Raw genomic sequence first — 20,355 nt, 5'->3', positions numbered from 1 at the left:
CGGGCTCTTATCGCAGATGGCAACGCCTGACAGCATCCTGGAGCTTTTGTCTCCCTATCCTCCGGGATGGGGCGGCACGCTGCTGTCTGGTGCCGCCGCAACGCTTGCCATTTCTGCCGGTGCCTACCTGATTGGTATCGTCATTGGCATGGCCGGTGCCCTCGGCAAGCTTTCCGACAATCGGGTCCTCGGCGTCGTCCTCAATCTTTACACGACGCTGATCCGCTCGGTGCCTGAACTCATCCTGATCGTTGGCCTCTATTATGCCGGAACGGACGGCCTTAACCGTCTGTTGCAGATGGCGGGCCTGCCGCCGCTCGAAGTCAACGGCTTCGTCGCCGCAGTCGCCGTGCTTGGTTTCGTGCAGGGCGCCTATATGACGGAAGTGCTGCGCGGCGCGATCCTTGCGATCCCGAACGGCCAGATCGAGGCCGCCAAGGCCTTCGGCATGTCGCCATTCTTGCGCTTTCGCCGCGTCGTCCTTCCCGCTCTCCTGCCGAATGCGCTGCCGGGGCTCTCGAATCTCTGGCTGTCCGTCACCAAGGATAGCGCCCTGGTGGCGGTCGTCGGCTATCAGGAACTGGCGCTTGCCACGCGTCTCGCTGGCGCCAGCACCAAGCATTATTTCCTGTTCTTCATGGCCGCCGCGCTGATTTATCTGGCGATCACCCTTGTCTCCAACTTTCTCTTCCGGTTGCTCGAACGGCGCGTGCGCCGTGGCCAGCCGTCGCTGGCGTGAGGAGGGGCGATGACGTTTTCCTGGATTGAAAAATACTGGCCGCTTCTCCTCACTGGAGCATGGCAGACCGTCGCCTTGCTCGTCATCTCCGTCAGTCTCGGCTTCATTCTGGCAATCGGCCTTGCCTTTGCTCAGGTCAGTGGTGGCAGAGTGACGCGGCTTTTGGCGCGGGGCTATTGCACCTTCTTTCGCGGCACGCCGCTGCTGATCCAGCTTTGGCTTCTCTATTACGGCGTCGGTTCGTTTCTGCCGATGATCCCCGGTCTGCGGCAGAGTTTTCTCTGGCCAATCCTCAGGGAAGGCTTCTTCTTCGCCGCGGTCAGCTTCACGTTGAACTACGCGGCCTATGAGGCGGAAGTGCTGCGCGGTGCGCTGCTCGGCGTCCCGAAGGGTGAGTTGGAGGCCGCGCGAGCCTTCGGCATGAGCCCGTTCAAGCTTGCCCGCCGCATCTGGTTGCCGCGCGCCATTCGCAATGCGCTTCCCACCATCGCAGGTGAGGTCGTCATGCAGTTGAAAGCCACGCCGCTGGCCTTCACCGTCACGGTCATGGATCTCTATGCCGTCGCTTACAAGGTCCGTCAGGACACGCTTCTGGTCTACGAGCCGCTTCTGGTCGTCACCGTCTTCTATCTCATTCTCACAGCCATCATTGCCCGCTGCTTCGGCATCATCGAAGCACAGGTGCCAGTACGACGCTAAACGGGCGACGCCCGTTCAGCTTCGCCAATTCAAGGAGTTTCTTCATGGGCAATATTCGCATTCTCGACGGCGGCATGAGCCGCGAATTGCAGCGGCTGGGCGCGGAACTGAAACAGCCTGAATGGTCCGCACTAGCGCTGATCAACGCGCCGGACATTGTCCGTCAGGTTCATGCCGAATTCATCGAGGCCGGTGCCGATGTCGTCACCACCAACTCTTACGCGCTGGTGCCCTTCCACATCGGCGAAGACCGGTTTCGCAAAGAGGGCGCGTCGCTGATCGCACTCTCAGGACGCCTGGCGCGTGAAGCAGCAGATGCGTCTGGCCGCAAGGTTACGGTGGCCGGATCGCTGCCGCCGATTTTCGGCTCCTACGAGCCGCAGAATTTCGACGCGTCCCGCGTTCAGGATTATCTCGGCGTGCTCGTCGAAAATCTCGATCCCTTCGTCGACGTCTGGCTTGGTGAAACGCTGAGCCTGATCGCCGAAGGTGAAGCAGTGCGCCAGGCGGTGGCAAAGACCGGCAAGCCGTTCTGGATTTCCTTCACCTTGGATGACGACACGGCGCAGGTAAGCGGCGCCGAGCCGAAGCTGCGCTCCGGTGAGGCCGTGCGTGCTGCTGCCGAATGGGCTGCCGGTTCGGGTGCTGCCGCTCTGCTGTTCAACTGCAGCAAGCCCGAGGTGATGAAGGCTGCCGTCGAGACCGCCGCCACCACCTTCAAGGAAAAGGACGCCTCGCTCGAGATTGGCGTCTATGCCAATGCCTTCGAAGGAGAGCAGGGGGAGACAGCCGCCAACGAGGGGCTCCACAGCACCCGCGCCGACCTGACCGACGATATCTATTCCCGCTTTGCCTGCACATGGGCTGACGCCGGTGCGACGATGATTGGCGGATGCTGCGGTATCGGTGCTGCCCACATCCACAAGGTCGCCGGAGCGTTACGCGCTCTTTAAAGCATGTCGCGCAAAAGTGGTCACCGGTTTTGCGATAACGACATGCGACAAAACAAGGACTTAAAGCATATGGAGCGAATCTGGAAGATCGCGACACGCTTTAGACCGCCACGCGTCCTATCGGACGCACAAAGGAAGCTCTATCTTCTTTGATCTACGCATTGTGCTGTCCGAAAATCGACTCCGATTTTCGGACCTCCGCTGTGAGCGTCGTGACACCTACCGCGTCTCGATTGAAAATACATCGAGACCGGTAACGTTCTCTTCCAGCAGGGTGAACCCCTGCTTCAGATAGTAGGGTCGCTTTTCGGCGGTGGCACAGAGATAGCATGTGCCATGGCCAAGCGTCGCAATATGCTGGCGGGCCTGTGTCATCAAAGCTGCGGCAACACCGCGCTTTCGATAATCGGGATCGACCCAGAGCGCGGCAATCCAGGGCGCATAGTCTGGTCGCGCGTCGAGATCGTTGTCGATGACGAGTACGGAGCCGACATAGGTCTCACCGTCATGCGCTACGAGCGCGAATGGGATGGCATCCGTTATAAGCATCGGATCGAGATGGGCTCGATAATCTTCAAGCGGTACGCCGCTTTCCGTCCACCAGGCATTCCAGCCGCGATGGGCGATCGTATCGGCGAAGGATGGCTGGTGGCGAAGGTTCGATATCTGCATGTGAAGCCTCATCATCCTGAATCAGAAAACGAGAGCAAGTCTACAAGCAGTTGAAAAGCCTGCGCAATGATGTCGCGCGATGGTGGAGCCCAGCCGCCGGAGGCGGCCGGACTGGTGGCGGGTTTAGAGCAACGTGCCGCTGAGGATGACCAGCGCCACCGAGAAGTAGATGACGAGACCACTGACATCCACCAGCGTCGCGACGAACGGGGCCGATGCGCTTGCCGGGTCCAGACGCAGGCGCTGGAGAATGAAGGGCAGCATCGAGCCGCAGACCGAGCCGAAGGTGACAATGCCGATCAGCGCCGCAAAGACGGTGAAGCCAACCAGCAGCCAGTGTTCGCCGTAGTCATAAAACCCTGCCTGCTGCCAGATGGTGAGCCGCAGGAAGCCGATGGCGCCGAGGATTGCACCGAGGGCGAGGCCGCTTGGGAGTTCGCGCAGCAGCACGCGCCACCAGTCGGAAAGCTTCAGCTCACCGAGCGCCAGAGCACGGATGATGAGCGACGTAGCCTGAGAGCCCGAGTTACCGCCAGACGACATGATCAGCGGAATGAAGAGCGTCAGCACGACGGCCTTTTCCAGTTCCCCTTCGAAATGCTGCATGGCGCTTGCCGTCAGCATTTCACCCAGGAAGAGGGCAGACAGCCAGCCGGCGCGTTTGCGGATCATGTCCATGAAGCCCATGGCCATGTAAGGCTTGCCGAGCGCTTCCATACCGCCGAACTTGTGGGCATCTTCCGTCGTGTCTGCAATCATCGTGTCGATCACGTCATCGACGGTGACGATGCCGAGAATGCGGGCATGCTCATCCACCACTGGGATGGCGAGAAGATCGTGCTTGCGGATGAGGCGGGCGACATCCTCCTGCGACATCTGAGGATCGGCATAGACGACGCTTTCGCGCGATGCGGCGGACAGGATCGATGCCTGGGGATCGGCGGTCACGAGGCGGCGCAGCGTCACCACTTTGCTCAAGGTGCCGTCTTCGGCCAGCACATAGATGGCATAGACCGTTTCACGCGAACGCTCGACGACGCGAATGTGCGAAAGGGTCTGTTCCACCGTCCAGTTGTCCGGCACGCTGACGAACTCCGTCGTCATGATGGAGCCGGCCGTGCGCGGCGGATAGGTCATCAGATGCTGAATGGCGGCAGCCGTTGCCCGGTCCAGACGCGAGAAGAGCTTGGTGCGGTGCGCCTCGTCCATCTCGGCCATGACGTCCGCCACGCGGTCGTCCGACATCAGGTTGACGAAGCGAGTGGCCTGTTCCAGTGGAATGGCGGCAATGATATCGGCAGCGTGGTGCAGTTCCGGACGGTCCAGAATGGCAACGGCTTTGGGCTGCGGCATTTTCAGCAGAGCGTCGACGGCGTCGTTGACGTCGAGTGCGTTCAGTTGCTCGACACGTTCTGCAATGGTGGAAAGACCTGCATCACCGCTGCGAAAAAGACGTGCGGCCTTGCTGGCTCTCTGGGAGAGGGTGTGAAAGTTCATGATTGCTCACCTTCGAGTCGATCCGCCGATCTCGGCGGGCCGTGGTGAGCCGACAGGAGTCAGATCAGAGCACGTCTCGCCGGTCTCGGCAAAGGCAATCGACTACTACTGTCGCTAGACATCAAACGATGCTCCGTGGATATCCGTGCCAGGAGGCTGTCGAACCCCTGCACGTGATGTGTGTGGTGCGCCTGAACCGCGTCATAGTCAAGCGGTCCAAAGATGAAATTTTGGCAAGGTTGATCTCTCCGGCAAGCAGAGCGGATTTCCCTCTGAAATCAGGAGCCTGCGTTGCGACCGGACGACGTCCGGCCATGCCTTTCCCAAATGTAGAATCTGCTTGGCGATCGAAAGCTTTTCCTGTTTCGCCCCGCCTGCATCACCCTGACAAGCGGCTAATATACATGGTTTTGATAGGGGACACGTGCCTCTCTCCGATCGGGTTTAATCGTTGATTAACCATAACCTCGATAGGGTGGGCGACAACGTCGGCATGATGCGACGTGACGACTGTCGGTATGCTTATGGTTCGCCACCAGCTCTTCGTAGCACCCAGATTTTTAGCCTTGCTTGCCGCAACTGCGCCCGTCGCCCTTATGGCAACCTATGCGGCTGCACAATCGGTATGGACGGGCACGGCGGACAATGCCTTCGAGAATGACGCGAACTGGACGCCGGGCGCGCCCGCCGCAAGCGATAGCGCCACGGTCAGCACCGGCTCGCCGCAAGTATCGACAGGTGAGACAATCGATCGGCTGAACGTTGGCGGTGGCAACGTCACCGTCACCAACACCGGCGCACTATCCGTTACCAGCGGTACCACGATGACGTCGGGCAGCGTCACCATTAACTCTGGTGGCCTTTTGACATCGGACGTCGACCTTGTCGGCGGCAGCCTTGCTGTCGATGGTACTCTGGACGGCAAGCTCTCGCTACAAAATGGCAGCGTGACTGTGAATGGTACGCTCCGGGATGCCGTCGTCGGAAACGGAACCTCGCTTTCCAACAACGGCACGATGACAGGCGCTTCCGTCGCCTCAGGCGGCACCTTCACCAACAATGGCGGCGCGACACTCTCTACCCTGAACAACGCCGGTACGGCATCGAATGCGGGTCGTGTCGGAACGCTGCAAAACACCGACGGCAATTTCACCAACAATGCCGGCGGCGAAGTCCTTGGCAAGACGACGGTATCGGGCGGCAGCGTTACCAACAATTTCGTGGTGACGGATGTGGATGTCGCAGCCGCCGCGGCCTTTACCAACAATGTTGGCGCAACGGCTGGCAATGTCCGCAACTCAGGCACTGTCGCCAACGCCGGCACTGTGGCCTCGCTTCAAAATGATGGCGGAAGCTTTACCAACAATGTGGACGGCAGGATCAACGGCCAGACGACGATTGCTGGCGGGACGGTCACCAACAACTTCGTGGTGACGGATGTCGATGTTGCAGCGGCGGCGGCCTTTGCCAACAATGCCGGCGCGACGGCTGGTAATGTTCGCAATTCCGGTTCCGTCACCAATGCCGGAACGATCTCCTCGCTACGGAACGACGCTGGGACGACCACCAACAATGCAGGCGGCAGGATCACCGGCACGACCACGGTTGCGGGAGGCACGGTTACCAACAATTTCGTCGTCACGGATGTCGATGTTGCGGCCGCCGCCGCCTTCGTCAACAATACCGGAGCCTCCGCCGGGGCCGTTTCCAACCGGGGCGCGACCACCAACGCCGGGACGGTCGCCTCACTCGACAATCAGGCCGGGCTCTTCACCAACAATACGGGTGGAACGGTGACTGGGGCGACGACGATCAGTGGCGGTACCGTGGTCAATAACGACAGGCTCGGGAATGTTCAGAACCGAGCAGGTGGCAGCTTCATCAACAACCTCGGTGCGACAGTGGATGCCGTCGTGAATGAAGGAGCGGCGACGAATGACGGCACGGTCGCATCTCTCACCAACGCCGCCGGGCGCTTCACCAACACAGGGACCATCGCCGGTCAGGCCGCCATCACAGGAGGCGAAATCACAAACGACGGCACGATTTCCGGCACCGTGGACATCTTCGATGGCGGTCTGTTGAGCGGTACCGGTGTGTCGGGCGGTCTGCTGGTTCGCGCTGGCGGGGTGCTCGCGCCGGGACCCGGCATCGCGACGATGACTGTCAGCGGCGATGCAACCTTTCAGGCGGGGGCCATTTATGATGTCGATATCGATGCCACCGGTCGCTCCGATCGTCTCAATGTCTCCGGCACGGCGCGTCTGCAGGGCGGTGTGGTCGAATTGCGTGCAGCAAGCGGCACTTATGGCCTTTCGACAAACTATCAGATCCTGACGGCTGGCCTGGTCGACGGCGCTTTCGATCAAGTGACCAGCGACTTTGCCTTTCTGTCGCCGACGCTCACCTACGGGTTAACATCTGTTGATCTCCACCTTGACCGCAACGCGGTTCGCTTTGCGGATGTTGCGCGCACCTCCAACGACCGCGCGGCAGCAGGCGCCATTGAAGAGGCGGGGATTTCGAACACACTGTTTCAGGCGATCCTGCCTCTGGATATCCAGACTGCACAGAGTGCTTTTGCCCAACTCAACGGCGAGATCCACGCTTCGCTCAAATCCGCTCTCGTCTCGGACAATCTGTTGCTGCGCGAAGCGATCCTCGACAAGACCAACCGCCTTACGAGCGAAGGCGACGTTGCGGACGCCAGCATATGGGCGACCGGCCTTGCCTCAAGAGAGGCTTTCGCGGGCAATGATACAGCGGGCGCCCTCAATATCAACAGAACCGGAATGGTGATCGGTGGCGACGTTTCGATTTCAGACGATTGGCGCCTCGGCGGTGTCGTAGGCTACAGCACGCTTGACGCCGCCGGAGCGGAGGCCCAGTCCTACCACCTTGGACTCTACACCCATGTCGAGATGGAGCCGTTCAGTTTTACCGGCGGCGCCATCTATACGCGAAACGAGATCGCGACACGCAGGAACGTCGCCTTCGGTACGTTTTCCGATGTGCTGAGGGCCGATTACTCCCGCACTACGTCGCAGCTATTTGCTGACGTGGGCTGGACCTTCGAGGCAGATAAACTTGCTTTGCAGCCCTTCGCGGGTCTTGCCTACACGGCAATCGACGGAGGAGAGATCCGCGAGGACGGAGGAGCGGCAGCACTCGCCATCGAGGACAGGTCTTTCGATACGACCACCTCCACCTTGGGTCTGCGCTTCTCAACCGATCTGGAGATGGGCGAGGTGCCGGTTCTCCTGTCAGGCATGGTCGGCTGGCGCCACAATTTCGGCCAGGGGGCATCCTTCGCGGTGGCGCGCTTCGATGGTGGCAGTCCCTTCATGCTGGAAGGGATCGGTGTGCCGGAGGATACGATGGTGGTAAAGGCCGGTGTTACCGTCCATCTGTCAAAATCGGCGCGTTTGATGTTGAGCTACAGCGGCGACTTTGCCAAAGGATACAGCTCGAACGCTGCCCTTGCCAACCTCACGGTCAATTTCTAGCAAATTCGATTCCCACAGCATATCGCGCAAAAGTGGTCCCCGGTTTTGCGATGGCGACATGCGACAAAACACAGAGCGAAAGCGTAAGAAGCGAATCTGAAGAATCGCGACACGCTTCAGACGCTGCGGAGTTTTTCCTGCCGCTCCAGAACAACGGCAACGATGAAAACCAGCAGTCCGGCAAAGGACAGAATAGCGCCGACATAGCCGGTGGACGCGTAGCCATATCCAAGCGCGATGACCAAGCCGCCGAGCCAGGCACCCAGGGCGTTGGCGATGTTGAAGGCTGAGTGGTTGGAGGCGGCGGCAAGCGTCTGCGCATCGGCTGCCACATCCATCAATCGGGTCTGGACGGCTGGGCAGGCGGCAAATCCGCAGCCGATCAGGAAGACGCAGAGGCACAGCATATAGGGATTATGCGCCGTCAGCCCGAAGATTGTCATCAGGACGACGTTGAAGGCCAGCATGCCGCCGATCGTGCCGTTCAAGGAGAGATCTGCAAGACGCGAGCCGACGACATTGCCGACATTCATGCCGATCCCGAACAGTGCCAGCACGATGGGCACAGCGGAAACCGGCATCATGGCGACATCCGTGGTGGTCTTGGCAATGTAGCTGAACACGGCAAACATGCCGCCGAAGCCGACGGCGGCGATGGCAAGCGACAACCACACCTGCACACGGCGGAAGGCACCGAGTTCTCGCCAGACACTGGCACCGTCCTGCACCTTATCGCGGGGCTGGAACAGGAAGAGAAGCGCTACCGTCAACAGCGCAATGCCGCCCACCATCAAGAAGGCTGCCCGCCAGGAAAACAGCTGACCGAAAAAGGTGGCAAGAGGCGTGCCGAGAAGCGTGGCGATGGTGAGGCCCAGCATGACCCGACCGACGGCACGAGCACGCTTGTGAATCGGCGCCATCGATGCGGCCACAAGGGCAGCAACGCCAAAATAGGCGCCGTGCGGCAATCCGGAAATGAAGCGCAGAGCAGTGAATGTCCAGAAGTCCGGCGCAAGTGCGCTTAGGATATTGCCGGCAGCAAACAGGCCCATCAGCGAAAGCAGAAGCACACGGCGTGTCAGGCGCGCAGCAAGAACCGCGATGATCGGCGCGCCGATGACGACGCCGAGCGCATAGGCCGTAATGACGTGGCCGGCGACGGGGACGCTGACCCCGTAGGTCGTTGCCACCTCCGGCAAGAGACCCATGATCGCAAATTCACCCGTACCGATGCCGAAGCCTCCGGCGGCAAGTGCCAGTTCGATGAGCGCGATGGAAAGGGGTGATAGACTGGTCTGCGCCGACGGCGCAACAGCATCGTCTGCCGCTTCGGAACGGTTTTCGCGTGGACTGCTTTGGCTCATGGGTTTCCTGGCTGCGACGGAACGCTGCCCATACAAAGAGACGTTCACGAAGAAAAAAGGGCAAGATCGACATTGCCGATCTGCCCTGACTGGAGATGCTGGCCACCAAAATGACCTTATGTTGCTTCTATCATGTTTTTGTGCGTCGCGGTAGTGTTTGATTCTACGAATTCCGGATTGACCGACTGCCGATGGAACCCTTTTGACGCTCGGCGATTTAGGTCGCGCTTCGTGCACAAGAACTGGATGGATAGATGAGGCTGGTTGCGATCTTCAACCGCGATGGCGGAACGTTCAAGACCACCGATCTGGACGCTTATTGCGACCATGCGCGGAAGGTATTTTTAGAGGCGGGTCACCAGATCGAATGCCGTCTGGTTTCCGGTAAGGACATCGTTCAGGAGATGGAGCGGACTGCTGATGATGCAGGGCTCGACGGCCTGATTGCCGGTGGCGGCGATGGCACCATATCTGCTGCGGCAGGCATTGCCTGGAAACACGGCATTGCCCTTGGTGTGGTGCCGGCGGGGACCATGAACCTTTTTGCGCGATCACTGAAACTACCGCTCGATATCTGGCAAGCGGTGGATACGCTGGCCCAAGGCCATGTGCAGAACGTCGATATCGCCAGTGCCAATGGCCATCCCTTCGTGCATCAGTTCTCCGCGGGACTGCACGCGCGCATGGTGCGCTACCGAGACCGCATGCAATATGCCTCAAGGCTTGGCAAAATCCGGGCCAACATCCGCGCTGCCGTGAGCGTCGTATTAAATCCGCCGGCCTTCGACGTGGAATTCACTGTTGCCGGTGAAACCCAACACCGGAAGGTTTGCGCCATCTCGGCCTCCAACAATGAATTTGGCCCTAACCCTCTGCTGGTAGCGGACGACATTACCCGTGGCCGCCTCGGGTTCTATGTCGCTGACGCCTTGAGCCCCTCTGGCGTCGCGCGTCTTGCGATCGATATCATGCGCGGCAGGCTGAAGGAAAACGCGGCGGTCACGGCTATGGCGGTCGAACGTGCCGAGCTGCATTTTCCAAAGAGGCGGCATGACGTGCGTTGCGTCATCGACGGCGAACTCTTGCCGATGAAGCGCGATGTCGAGCTCAAAATTCACGCCGGTGAACTGAAGGTCATCGTCGCCAAGGACTTTGCCAACGTCTGATCCGGGCTCTAGACCGTCCTTTAGCACGCAAAAGCGCGCCGTAACTGTTTGAATATACGCACCGCGCTTGCCCGAAAGGGGATACCCATTTTCGGCCCGATGCCGTAGCCCTCGCTTGCAAAATCAACAACCAGCGGCCATGCTTCCTATCACCAGATCAGGGAGCACACCAGGCGTGAACGATTTATCGAGACCAGTCTCCAACCTCGCTGCCATCGACGCTGCACATCATCTTCATCCCTTTTCAGACATGGGGAAGCTGAATGCGACCGGCACGCGCATCATCGAGCGTGCCGAAGGCGTCTTCATCTATGACAGCACCGGCAAGAAATATCTTGATGCCTTTGCCGGCCTCTGGTGCGTCAATATCGGCTATGGTCGCCGCGAGATTGCCGATGCCGTGGCACGGCAGATGAACGAGCTGCCCTACTACAACGCCTTTTTCGGTACCACCACACCGCCCGCGGCTCTCCTGGCGCAGAAGATCGCCTCCCATGCCGGGCCGACGATGAACCACGTGTTTTTCACCAATTCCGGTTCTGAAGCCACAGACACGTGGTTTCGCATGGCGCGGGTCTATTGGAAGGCACTCGGTCACCCGACGAAGACGAAGGTGATTGCACGGCGCAACGGCTATCACGGTTCCACGGTTGCCGGTGCTTCGCTTGGCGGCATGACCTGGATGCACGAACAGGGCAATCTTCCGATCGAAGGCGTTAGCCATATCGGGCAGCCCTACTGGTATGCGGAAGGCGGCGATCTTTCGCCGGCAGAGTTCGGTCTCAAGGTGGCACGTGAACTGGACGCCAAGATCGATGAACTGGGCGAGGAGAATGTCGCTGCCTTCGTCGCCGAACCCATACAGGGAGCAGGTGGCGTCATCGTCCCACCTGAGACCTATTGGCCGGAGATTGCCCGCATCTGCAAGGCGCGCAATATTCTGCTGGTCTCCGATGAGGTGATCTGTGGCTTCGGGCGATTGGGCTCCTGGTTCGGCTACCAGCATTTCGGTTACGAGCCCGATCTGGCACCGATCGCCAAGGGCCTGTCATCCGGTTATCTGCCGATCGGCGGTGTGTTGGTATCGGACCGCGTGGCCGAGGTGATGCTGACCGAGGTCGGCGATTTCAACCACGGCTTCACCTATTCCGGCCATCCGGTCTGCGCTGCCGCGGCTCTCGAAAATCTTCGCATCATCGAGGCGGAAGGACTGGTCGAGCGGGTGCGCGATGATATCGGCCCGTATTTCACGCAAGGCTGGCAGAGCCTTCTGGACCACGAGGTCGTGGGCGAGGCTGCCAATGTCGGCCTGATGGGCGGGTTGCAACTGACGGCAGACAAGGCGACGCGCAGGCGTTTCGACAAGCCGGACGATATTGGCGCCATGGTCCGCAATCACTGCCTGGACAATGGGCTGGTGATGCGCGCCACCGGCGATCGCATGCTGGCGTCTCCCGCCTTGACCATCAGCCGCGGCGAGGTCGATCAGATTATTGAAACACTGCGCAAGGGGTTGGACCACCTGCGCGACACCACGGAAGTTTGACGATGGCCGATCACGAGCATCGCTACACCCTCAAGGTCACATGGTCGGGAAACCGCGGGACGGGCACATCCGGCTACAGGGAATATGATCGCGATCATGTCATCTCGGCAGATGGAAAGCCGGATATTGCCGGCTCTTCCGATCCGGCCTTTCGCGGCGATCCGGCACGCTGGAATCCGGAGGAACTGCTGCTTGCCTCCATCTCCGCATGTCACAAGCTCTGGTATCTGCATTTCTGCGCTGTCTCAGGCGTGGTGGTCAGCGACTATGTGGATGAGCCCGAGGGCACCATGGTTCTGAAGCGAGACGGCGCGGGTCATTTCACCGAGGTGGTCCTGAAGCCTGTGATCACCCTTGCCAAAGGAGATCCACAGACCGCACGAGAACTCCACGACGATGCGCATGAGAAGTGCTTCATCGCCAACTCCGTCAATTTCCCCATCCGCGTGGAGCCAACGATCAAATCGCGTTAATTGGATTGGGCAGTCTCGAGCGAATAGTAGAACGTGTGACTACGTCCAGAGGCGCCATAGGGCACGTTGACATGACGGATATCTGTCGGTGCCGGAAGTGAAACGCGCTCAGCAAGCGAAGCGAGTGCGTCCTTGAAATCCTCAGGCGATTCTCCGTCGTCCTTCGTATCGACCAGTAGGATAACCGCGCCAGCCGGCCAGAGCGCCGGGATCGTCTCGATATCGGTATCCGTCGTTACAACCATCGCATCGGGAAACTGGATTTTCAGGTTTCCACCCGCAAGCCCACCGAAAGCAATGACATAGTCAGGCTTGAACGGACCCTCATGGCGAAGCGTTTCGGCAAACCCGTCATAGGGAATGTGGACGAGCGAGTATCGCTCGAAATGGGGAGACACAAGCCCGCGTGCGAGGAGAACGCCGAGGAAACCAATGGCCAGCGTGAAGGTGGACGTCAGCATTGGCTTGAGCTTCCGCTCACCGGACAAGCCTGCGGCCTGTACTTTAAGACAGAGGTATAGCGGCCACAGCAGCACATAAACGGCAAGCCATTTTTGCCGCATATGCGTGATCTCCATGGCCAGGACCATCAACAGCACAAAGATCATCGAAAAAAGAATGATGCGACCGACAAGGCGTGTGGACTGATCGCTCGCTCGGAAAATTGCTTTGATGTCGCGGAAATAGAGAGCGGCACAGATTGCTGAGGGCAGAGCGACACCCTTCAGGAAGGCAACAAGGAGATCAAGCGATCCATCGACAGCATAAAGCGCGGTGCTATCGCTGACGTCGCGCATTTCGCGTGTTGTCTGTGTGGTGGCGATATCGAAATGATTCACCACCCACAGACAGTGCGGCAGCACAAGCGCAACGGCTGTGCCGATCGTCAACAGCATGCGCCAATCGAACAGACGCTGACGCAGATCCTTGTCCATTGCGATGGCAACGACGGCAGCCAGTGGAACGAAGACGAAGTTATATTTGGCAATCGCGCCGATGCCGATGGCAAGCCCTGTCAGGAGATACCCGCTAACACTCGGAGCCTTTAGCGTCATGAAAAGCGCGTAAGAAAACAGAGCGACGGAAGACAGCGCCAGAACCGTGTGGGTCAAATCCCTCTGCGCCATGACGAAAACGGTGGGCATCGTCAGCACGCCGAGCGTTGCTATATTGGCCAGTGTCCTGTCGCGCAGCAAAAGCCTGGCTGTCAGCCAGAAGAACAAGCAACAGAGGAAAAGCAGCCCATTCTTCAACAGGCTGAGCGACGCGATCGACGGGCCGACGAGCACGTTTACGCCATGTTGCAGCCAGGTGTAGAGGAACGGTTGAGACCCGTATCCGAGCAGCAGGTGCTGGGACAGCAGAGCCTGTTGGGTTTCGTCAATTTCCAGCGCCGAGGAACGGAAAATGCGGACGATAAAAGCAAGGAGGAAATATCCTGCAATCAGGATCAACGTTAAATCGAGATTGCGGGAGAAAACCTTGCGCATCCTGTCAGGTCTCGTCTGAGGTGAAGGTCTTGCTGACAATGTAGTTCGGGGTGCGGTCGTCGCGGTAGTAAAGGCGGGCAATCATTTCCGCCAGGATCCCCGTGGTGATGAATTGCAGGGACGAGAGCGACAGGACCACGCACACCATCAGAAGCGGGCGTGTGCCGATGTCATTGCCAAGGATGAACTTTTCGATGAAGAGATAGGCCATGATGACGACAGCAAGTGCGCCGAGGCCAAGGCCGAGAGAACCGAAGAAATGTCCTGGGCGCGCTCTGTAGCGCATGAAGAACATGACCGACAACAGATCGAGGATGACGCGGAAGGTGCGGGAGATCCCGTATTTCGATGTGCCGAACTGGCGCGCATGGTGCGTGACCGCCATTTCGCCGATCCGGCTGCTCGGCACAACGCCTGCCACCCAGGCTGGGATGAAGCGATGCATCTCGCCCATCAGCTTGACCTGCTTGATGACCGAGGTGCGATAGATTTTCAGGCTGCAGCCATAATCATGTAGACGCACACCGGTGATGCGGCCGATGAGCCGGTTGGCAATCCACGACGGGATTTTGCGCAGCATCAGCCCATCCTGGCGGTTCTTGCGCCAGCCAACGAGGAGATCGAGCTCGCGCCGTTCGAGTTCGGCGACCAGCATCGGAATGTCTTTTGGATCGTTTTGCAGATCGCCATCAAGGGTGGCGATCAGGCGCCCTCTGGCCGTGTCGATACCCGCTTGCATCGCGGCCGTCTGGCCGAAATTGCGCTGAAGGGCAACGATCTTGAGATCAAGCCCATCGCGACCGAGATAGGATTTGGCATTGACGATCGTCGCATCCGTGCTGCCGTCATCCACGAGGATCAGTTCCCAAGCGCCAGGGTAGCTTGTCATCGCGTCAAGAACGCGCTCTATCAGAGGGCAGACGCTTTCTTGCTCATTGAAAATCGGCACGACAAGCGATAATTCCGGCGCAGTGCTCGTCGGGATTTCGCTTCGAAGGGCTGTCGGTGTGGGCACGAGGCTTCCCCGGTAAGACTTTATTAAGACGCTCAATTTCGGGATATGCGTCACCACGCCAGTTGTCCAGTTAGGCCGTCATTTGAAAGACAATTCACACAGGATCAAACCGGCAGCGTTGCTTGCAAGCAACGCAATGACGCTCGGCATGGTGGTCGTTATCGTCGCCTACGCTGCTTTCATTCAATGGGTGTGGGGTTGGGGCACGATTATGAGCCTTTGGTCTCATGCCGGCTGGGGGACGATTGCCCTTGCCCTGTTGCTTCTCGTCGCCACCTATCTTCTGCGCACCTGGCGCATTTACGACTACTTCCCGCGGGAAACGAAAAGCCGCTTTGCGAGGCTTTTTCGCGTTGTTCAGCTCCATAACATTCTCAACATCATGCTGCCGTTTCGAAGCGGCGAGACCAGCTTTCCGTTGCTGATGAGGCGAGAGTTCGGTGTCAATCTTCTGCGCGGCACCTCTGCCCTTCTGGTCATGCGGCTCTTCGATCTGCATGCGCTTCTGGCTGCAGCCGGAATGGGGTGGGCGCTGGAAGAAGGAAGCGTGTGGATATGGACCGGTTGGCTGGCATTTCTGCTTCTACCCGCGCTGGGATTTGTCGCGCGTGACCTCGCTTTCGGTCTCGTCGGTCGAAGATCGTCGACCAAGCTTGCCAAGGTCATTGCAGAGCTAAGGGCGGGCCTGCCGGTGGACGGCAACGCCTTTCTCAGAGCGTGGGGTGCCACACTGATCAACTGGTTCGTCAAGATCGCCGTGCTAGCTTGGGTGCTGATGCTGATGGGGGAGATCAGTCTGCCGGCGGGCTTTGGTGGGGCCCTCGGTGGTGAACTTTCTTCCGTTCTGCCGGTTCATGCGCCAGGGGGCGTCGGCACCTACCCGGCAGGCATCACGGCAGGCGCGATCGGCTTCGGAGCGTCGGCAGAAGAGCACGCGCTATCGGTACTCGGCCAGGCGGCCGTCAACCTCCACCTGCTGGTTATCCTGTCGTCGCTGATTGGAACGGCTCTGGCGCTTTTCGTGCCGACGCGAAAATAGCGCCAGAGCAGAGACCTACTGGAACGCCGTTTCGTAGAAGCTTCTGAGCTTGCGCGAATGCAGTGTTTCCGTGGGCATGGCCGCAAGTTTCTGGACGGCGCGAATGCCGATCTGCAGATGCTGCGCCACCTGGGTGCGGTAGAACTCCGTTGCCATGCCAGGAAGCTTCAACTCGCCATGCAGAGGCTTGTCGGAGACGCAGAGCAAGGTGCCATAGGGCACGCGGAAGCGGAAGCCGTTGGCGGCGATGGTCGCTGATTCCATGTCGAGCGCGATGGCGCGCGATTGCGACAGACGCTTCACCGGGCCCGCCTGGTCGCGTAGCTCCCAGTTTCGGTTGTCGATGGTCGCAACCGTGCCGGTGCGCATGATGCGCTTCAGCTCAAAGCCCTCATAGCCGGTGACCTCCGCCACCGCGCCTTCCAGCGCAAGCTGCACTTCGGCAAGAGCCGGGATCGGCACCCAGACGGGCAGGTCGTCGTCCAGCACGTGGTCTTCGCGCACATAGGCATGAGCCAGCACGTAGTCGCCCAGACGCTGGCTGTTGCGCAAGCCCGCGCAATGGCCGACCATCAGCCAGGCATGCGGACGAAGAACGGCAATGTGGTCGGTGATCGTCTTGGCGTTAGACGGGCCGACGCCGATATTGACGAGCGTGATACCCGCATGTCCCTTCTTCTTCAGATGGTAGGCAGGCATCTGCGGCAGACGCCCAAGCGTCATGTCCGTCTCTGGCCGGTCCGATCCGGCATGGGTGATGATATTGCCGGGCTCCACGAAGGCAGTATAGCCATCGCCACCGTCTGCCATCAACTTGCGTGCCCATGTGGCAAACTCGTCGATGTAGAACTGATAGTTGGTGAAGAGCACGAAGTTCTGGAAGTGGTTCGGACTGGTCGCTGTATAGTGGCTGAGCCGCGCCAGCGAGTAGTCAATACGCTGGGCGGTAAAGGGCGCCAGCGGTGCGGGCTCTCCCGGCACCTGATCGTATTCGCCATTGGCGATCAGATCGTCGGTGTTGTTGAGATCCGGCGTATCGAAGAGGTCGCGCAGCGGCACGTCTGACAGCGAAGAGGCCGCGGACGCTTCCACATAGGCGCCCTCACCGAAGGCGAAATGCAGCGGAATTGGCGTTGCCGATTCGGAAACGGTGACGTGAACGCCGTGGTTCTTGATCAGAAGCCCGAGCTGTTCCTTCAGGTAATGGCGGAAAAGCTGCGGCCGGGTAATCGTGGTCGTGTAGACGCCGGGCGAGGTTACATGACCATAGGAGAGGCGCGAATCGACATGTCCGAATGTCGAGGTCTCCATGCTGACCTGCGGATAACAGGCGCGGTAGCGACCCTCGATGGGTGCGCCCTTGGCAAGATCGGTAAAGGATTTGATGAGGAAATCGGTGTTGCGATCATAGAGTGCCGTCAGCGCGTCTACAGCCTCTTTCGGATCATCGAAAGTCCGTGGCGCGAAAGGCTCTGGCGTTATGAAGGCGAGGGGCGGAATCGTGTGCTTTGCTATTGTCATGGCCCATTATAGGGAGCCTATTTCGACAGGCAAGCGACAGAAATATGTGCATTTTGAAAAAGCCGGCAAAAACCAGCTCAGCCGATAGCCCCGCGCTGCAAGCTCATCAGCAACACAAAGCCGACACCTTTGGAGACCGGCCTTGGATCGGCCTTGTAGACGGCAAGTCCTGCAAATGGACCTAGAAAAACCGACGCCATGATGAACACCCGAAGTCCCGAGAAGAGGGCGTTGGAGAAGTTTCTGTTCATTGCCGGCCTCACAGGGTCACGCGGCAGCTGGGCGAAAAGCCATGCTGGCAGGTATAGGCAGTGCCGACACTGATGCGCTGGAAACTGCGATTGGGATTGACCACGAGGGCGGCGAACGAGATGGCGAAAATCGCCATCAGAAGAACGATAATGCTGAAGCGACGTATCAAGATTGCCATGTCCATTCCCCTTGTTGTTGCCATCCCTTACTCTGGACATGACATTGCCACAGTTGGACTGAACCGACCCTGAGAGGCAGGTTCATGTGGGGTTCAGGGAAGTTAACGGGGTTGCTAGTGGCGACGGGCGGGGAGGGTCAAGCAGTTGCAACGCTCGAACCTCGCATATATCGCTGTCGTCATGACAATAAAATCACGTCCCTACGTCGCGGGAGATTTCTCGTCCTGCCTCTCAATCTTCGAGAGCAATGTTCCGACGTACTTCGCGCCGGCCGAACGCGAGCAGTTTGTTCAATTCCTTGAGACGAAGGATCCGCCCCGCTATCTCTACTTCGTATCGACGTTGGATGGCGCAGTCGTCGCCTGTCACGGCCTCGAACTGGACGCAAAAAACAAACGGGCGTCGTTTGTCTGGGGAATGGTGGATCGAGCATTTCACGGAAGAGGTGTCGGAACCTGCATAACCCGTGAGCGGATCAAGATTGCGAAGGAAACGCCCAACTTTGCCGAGGTCGTGCTTTCAACAAGTCAGCGGACGCATGGATTTTATGCGCGACACGGCTTTGTGGTCACGAAAATCACACCGGATGGCTTCGGGCCGGGGCTCGATTGTTATGATATGAGGCTCTTGCTTGTTTAAAGCGTGTCGCAATCTTTCAGATTTGCTCCTTAAGCTTTAGGTCCTTCTTTTATCGAATATGGTTATCGCAAAACCGGTGACCAGTTTTGCGCGACGAGCTCCAACTTAGTGGAGGGGAGGGAGCAAGAATGAGGACTTAGCCTTGGGACCTTTACCTCTCTGGCTCTTGGCTCTTCACCACAACAAAAAGGCGCCAGAACATGGCGCCTACTGAAGAGTGAACGAGCGTCGGCCTTAGCCGCCTCTCGATTTTGTACGTCGTGATATCAAGCCCGAGCTTTGGCTTTCTTCTTCGCCGGCGCGGCTGGCGTGACGATGACTGTCTCGGCTTCGCGCGCAAGGCGGGCTTCACGCAGCCGTTCGGTCTTCTTCAGGCGCTGTGCGGTTTCCGCAGCCAGAATCTGAGAAACGGCATCATTGGTTGCGGAGGCTTTTTGCTGAGGGGTCAGTTTGCCGGGCTTGAAGAATTCATCTTTCGTAGCGGTCATTTTGAAACCCTTTCATTGCGATAGAGCGCTGTGCGTCTCTCTAGACGCACAAAGGACGCTCCTACTTCAATCTACCCATCGTGTTTTCCGAAGATCGAGCTCGATTTTCGGACCGATGCTGTTGCTGTCAACGCGTGCGGACAGCTTTCTTCGGTGCAGGCAGAAGGCCTTCACGCTGCATCTTCTTCTTCGCAAGCTTGCGATGGCGACGAACGGCTTCGGCCTGTTCGCGAACGCGCTTTTCCGAAGGCTTCTCGTAAGACTGGCGCGCACGCATTTCGCGTAGCAGGCCTTCGCGCTGCATCTTCTTCTTCAGTACGCGAAGCGCTTGATCGACATTGTTATCTCTAACGAGGACTTGCAAAGGCTTTTCCTAACTCGGTTCTACACCGCTATTTTCGTGTTCGGACGAGGTCGTGGTTGATCCAACCGCCCGGTTCGGAGACTTTGGTAGCAACGGCAACAGGCGTCTGCTTGGCCGTTGCCGCAAGATCGATATCGTCCTGACTAACCGTGCGATCAAAATTTTCGCCGTCGAGCCGAATACGGTACCGTCTGCTTCCCTGTGTTTCCGGCATTGCCGCGATAACCCGGGCGCTCTGCTGGGAGGCATGACCGCCGTTACTTCTGGGCTTCAAGACGATGATATTGCCGGTTTTGTAAGGCGTTTTTGGCATCAGGGTTCTCCTAAGCCATAAAGACAAAAGGCCGAGCGATAGGCCCGACCTTTCTTCAGTCACTCAGCGTCTGCTGCCAGTACATCCGTGGTCAGCGTCAGCGAGAGACAATTTATGCCGCCTGAAGATTGTCAGCAGAGTTCTTGCCGGACTTGCGGTCCTGGACAATGTCAAAGCTGATCTTCTGACCGTCGACGAGCGAGCGCATGCCCGCACGTTCAACAGCGGAGATGTGAACGAAAACGTCCGTGCTGCCGTTGTCAGGCTGAATGAAGCCGAAGCCCTTGGTGGCGTTGAACCACTTTACAGTACCAGTGTTCATAACGATTTCCTTTCGTAGCAATCGTTGTTTGTCCCGAAATACCTTGCGGGATTAGATCGATGTTTTGAGAGGAAATCCGACGGGAGCTAGGCTCTGGACCGACGTCACAAGCAATGGT

At 58.7% G+C, this 20,355-nt stretch carries 21 protein-coding genes; 9 read left to right on the top strand and 12 right to left on the bottom strand.

Annotated elements, in window-relative coordinates; translation table 11 throughout:
* Nucleotides 1-16 precede the first annotated feature (16 nt).
* Genes ACTJK5_RS07695 through ACTJK5_RS07685 form a run of 3 tightly spaced genes read left to right on the top strand, consistent with a single transcriptional unit; the run spans nt 17 to nt 2,391 of the window.
* Nucleotides 17-739 (top strand): ABC transporter permease, encoded by a 723-nt coding sequence (locus ACTJK5_RS07695; RefSeq protein WP_440612116.1) that lies wholly within the window; start codon nt 17-19, stop codon nt 737-739.
* A 9-nt stretch (nt 740-748) separates the two neighbouring features.
* Entirely contained in the window at nt 749-1,438 is a 690-nt protein-coding gene (locus tag ACTJK5_RS07690; protein WP_062425709.1) for an ABC transporter permease, read from the top strand.
* Between the two features lie 44 nt (nt 1,439-1,482).
* Nucleotides 1,483-2,391, top strand: coding sequence for a homocysteine S-methyltransferase family protein (locus ACTJK5_RS07685; RefSeq protein WP_440612115.1), 909 nt, complete (start codon nt 1,483-1,485; stop codon nt 2,389-2,391).
* 219 nt (nt 2,392-2,610) lie between these two features.
* On the opposite strand, the gene ACTJK5_RS07680 is transcribed toward ACTJK5_RS07685, so the two are convergent.
* Together ACTJK5_RS07680 and mgtE are read right to left on the bottom strand one after the other, a co-directional pair.
* A complete protein-coding gene (locus ACTJK5_RS07680) occupies nt 2,611-3,063 on the bottom strand; it encodes a GNAT family N-acetyltransferase (protein WP_440612114.1) in 453 nt (150 codons plus the stop codon).
* A 123-nt stretch (nt 3,064-3,186) separates the two neighbouring features.
* Nucleotides 3,187-4,560, bottom strand: coding sequence for a magnesium transporter (mgtE, locus tag ACTJK5_RS07675; protein ID WP_440612113.1), 1,374 nt, complete (start codon nt 4,558-4,560; stop codon nt 3,187-3,189).
* 503 nt (nt 4,561-5,063) lie between these two features.
* On the opposite strand from mgtE, the gene ACTJK5_RS07670 reads away from it, so the two are divergent.
* Nucleotides 5,064-8,066, top strand: a complete 3,003-nt coding sequence (locus ACTJK5_RS07670) for an autotransporter outer membrane beta-barrel domain-containing protein (protein WP_440612112.1) — start codon at nt 5,064-5,066, stop codon at nt 8,064-8,066.
* Between the two features lie 116 nt (nt 8,067-8,182).
* On the opposite strand, the gene ACTJK5_RS07665 is transcribed toward ACTJK5_RS07670, so the two are convergent.
* Complete coding sequence (locus tag ACTJK5_RS07665) at nt 8,183-9,430, bottom strand: MFS transporter (protein WP_062598289.1); 1,248 nt, start codon at nt 9,428-9,430, stop codon at nt 8,183-8,185.
* Nucleotides 9,431-9,684: 254 nt separating this feature from the next.
* Between ACTJK5_RS07665 and ACTJK5_RS07660 the strand changes: the two genes are divergently transcribed.
* The 3 genes from ACTJK5_RS07660 to ACTJK5_RS07650 all read left to right on the top strand — a co-directional run bounded on the left by ACTJK5_RS07660 (nt 9,685) and on the right by ACTJK5_RS07650 (nt 12,615).
* Nucleotides 9,685-10,596, top strand: a complete 912-nt coding sequence (locus tag ACTJK5_RS07660) for a diacylglycerol/lipid kinase family protein (RefSeq protein ID WP_144621006.1) — start codon at nt 9,685-9,687, stop codon at nt 10,594-10,596.
* A gap of 175 nt (nt 10,597-10,771) precedes the next feature.
* Complete coding sequence (locus ACTJK5_RS07655; protein WP_440612111.1) at nt 10,772-12,142, top strand: aspartate aminotransferase family protein; 1,371 nt, start codon at nt 10,772-10,774, stop codon at nt 12,140-12,142.
* 2 nt (nt 12,143-12,144) lie between these two features.
* Nucleotides 12,145-12,615, top strand: coding sequence for an OsmC family protein (locus tag ACTJK5_RS07650; protein ID WP_440612110.1), 471 nt, complete (start codon nt 12,145-12,147; stop codon nt 12,613-12,615).
* Here the strand turns inward: ACTJK5_RS07650 and ACTJK5_RS07645 are convergent.
* Together ACTJK5_RS07645 and ACTJK5_RS07640 are read right to left on the bottom strand one after the other, a co-directional pair.
* Complete coding sequence (locus ACTJK5_RS07645) at nt 12,612-14,105, bottom strand: glycosyltransferase family 39 protein (protein WP_153311191.1); 1,494 nt, start codon at nt 14,103-14,105, stop codon at nt 12,612-12,614. The two genes, ACTJK5_RS07650 and ACTJK5_RS07645, sit on opposite strands and share 4 nt — an antisense overlap.
* A 4-nt stretch (nt 14,106-14,109) precedes the next feature.
* Nucleotides 14,110-15,120: a glycosyltransferase family 2 protein gene (locus tag ACTJK5_RS07640; protein ID WP_111847760.1), complete on the bottom strand. Its 1,011-nt coding sequence runs from the start codon at nt 15,118-15,120 to the stop codon at nt 14,110-14,112.
* A gap of 136 nt (nt 15,121-15,256) precedes the next feature.
* On the opposite strand from ACTJK5_RS07640, the gene ACTJK5_RS07635 reads away from it, so the two are divergent.
* Nucleotides 15,257-16,159: a lysylphosphatidylglycerol synthase domain-containing protein gene (locus tag ACTJK5_RS07635; RefSeq protein ID WP_440612575.1), complete on the top strand. Its 903-nt coding sequence runs from the start codon at nt 15,257-15,259 to the stop codon at nt 16,157-16,159.
* 15 nt (nt 16,160-16,174) lie between these two features.
* Here ACTJK5_RS07635 and amn read toward each other — a convergent pair whose 3' ends face one another.
* From amn to ACTJK5_RS07620, 3 genes are all read right to left on the bottom strand, one after another.
* On the bottom strand, nt 16,175-17,680 hold the full coding sequence (gene amn, locus ACTJK5_RS07630) for an AMP nucleosidase (RefSeq protein ID WP_062425698.1): 1,506 nt from the start codon (nt 17,678-17,680) through the stop codon (nt 16,175-16,177).
* A gap of 77 nt (nt 17,681-17,757) precedes the next feature.
* Entirely contained in the window at nt 17,758-17,931 is a 174-nt protein-coding gene (locus ACTJK5_RS07625; protein ID WP_165457048.1) for a hypothetical protein, read from the bottom strand.
* An 8-nt stretch (nt 17,932-17,939) separates the two neighbouring features.
* Complete coding sequence (locus ACTJK5_RS07620; RefSeq protein ID WP_162741941.1) at nt 17,940-18,110, bottom strand: hypothetical protein; 171 nt, start codon at nt 18,108-18,110, stop codon at nt 17,940-17,942.
* 145 nt (nt 18,111-18,255) lie between these two features.
* Here ACTJK5_RS07620 and ACTJK5_RS07615 point away from each other — a divergent pair, with 145 nt between their 5' ends.
* Nucleotides 18,256-18,750: a GNAT family N-acetyltransferase gene (locus ACTJK5_RS07615; RefSeq protein WP_440612109.1), complete on the top strand. Its 495-nt coding sequence runs from the start codon at nt 18,256-18,258 to the stop codon at nt 18,748-18,750.
* Nucleotides 18,751-19,016: 266 nt separating this feature from the next.
* Here ACTJK5_RS07615 and ACTJK5_RS07610 read toward each other — a convergent pair whose 3' ends face one another.
* From ACTJK5_RS07610 to ACTJK5_RS07595, 4 genes are all read right to left on the bottom strand, one after another.
* The gene (locus tag ACTJK5_RS07610) at nt 19,017-19,238 is read right to left on the bottom strand and encodes a hypothetical protein (protein ID WP_062425697.1); all 222 of its coding nucleotides are present in this window, start codon (nt 19,236-19,238) and stop codon (nt 19,017-19,019) included.
* 127 nt (nt 19,239-19,365) lie between these two features.
* Nucleotides 19,366-19,602, bottom strand: a complete 237-nt coding sequence (rpsU, locus tag ACTJK5_RS07605; RefSeq protein ID WP_062425696.1) for a 30S ribosomal protein S21 — start codon at nt 19,600-19,602, stop codon at nt 19,366-19,368.
* A 28-nt stretch (nt 19,603-19,630) separates the two neighbouring features.
* Nucleotides 19,631-19,915, bottom strand: a complete 285-nt coding sequence (locus ACTJK5_RS07600; RefSeq protein ID WP_062425695.1) for a hypothetical protein — start codon at nt 19,913-19,915, stop codon at nt 19,631-19,633.
* A 112-nt stretch (nt 19,916-20,027) separates the two neighbouring features.
* A complete protein-coding gene (locus ACTJK5_RS07595; RefSeq protein WP_062425694.1) occupies nt 20,028-20,237 on the bottom strand; it encodes a cold-shock protein in 210 nt (69 codons plus the stop codon).
* Between the last annotated feature and the right edge of the window lie 118 nt (nt 20,238-20,355).

Source organism: Agrobacterium sp. 22094, assembly GCF_052046015.1.
GTDB classification, from domain to species: Bacteria; Pseudomonadota; Alphaproteobacteria; order Rhizobiales; family Rhizobiaceae; genus Agrobacterium; species Agrobacterium cavarae.
This window is presented reverse-complemented; position numbering and strand designations above follow the sequence as displayed.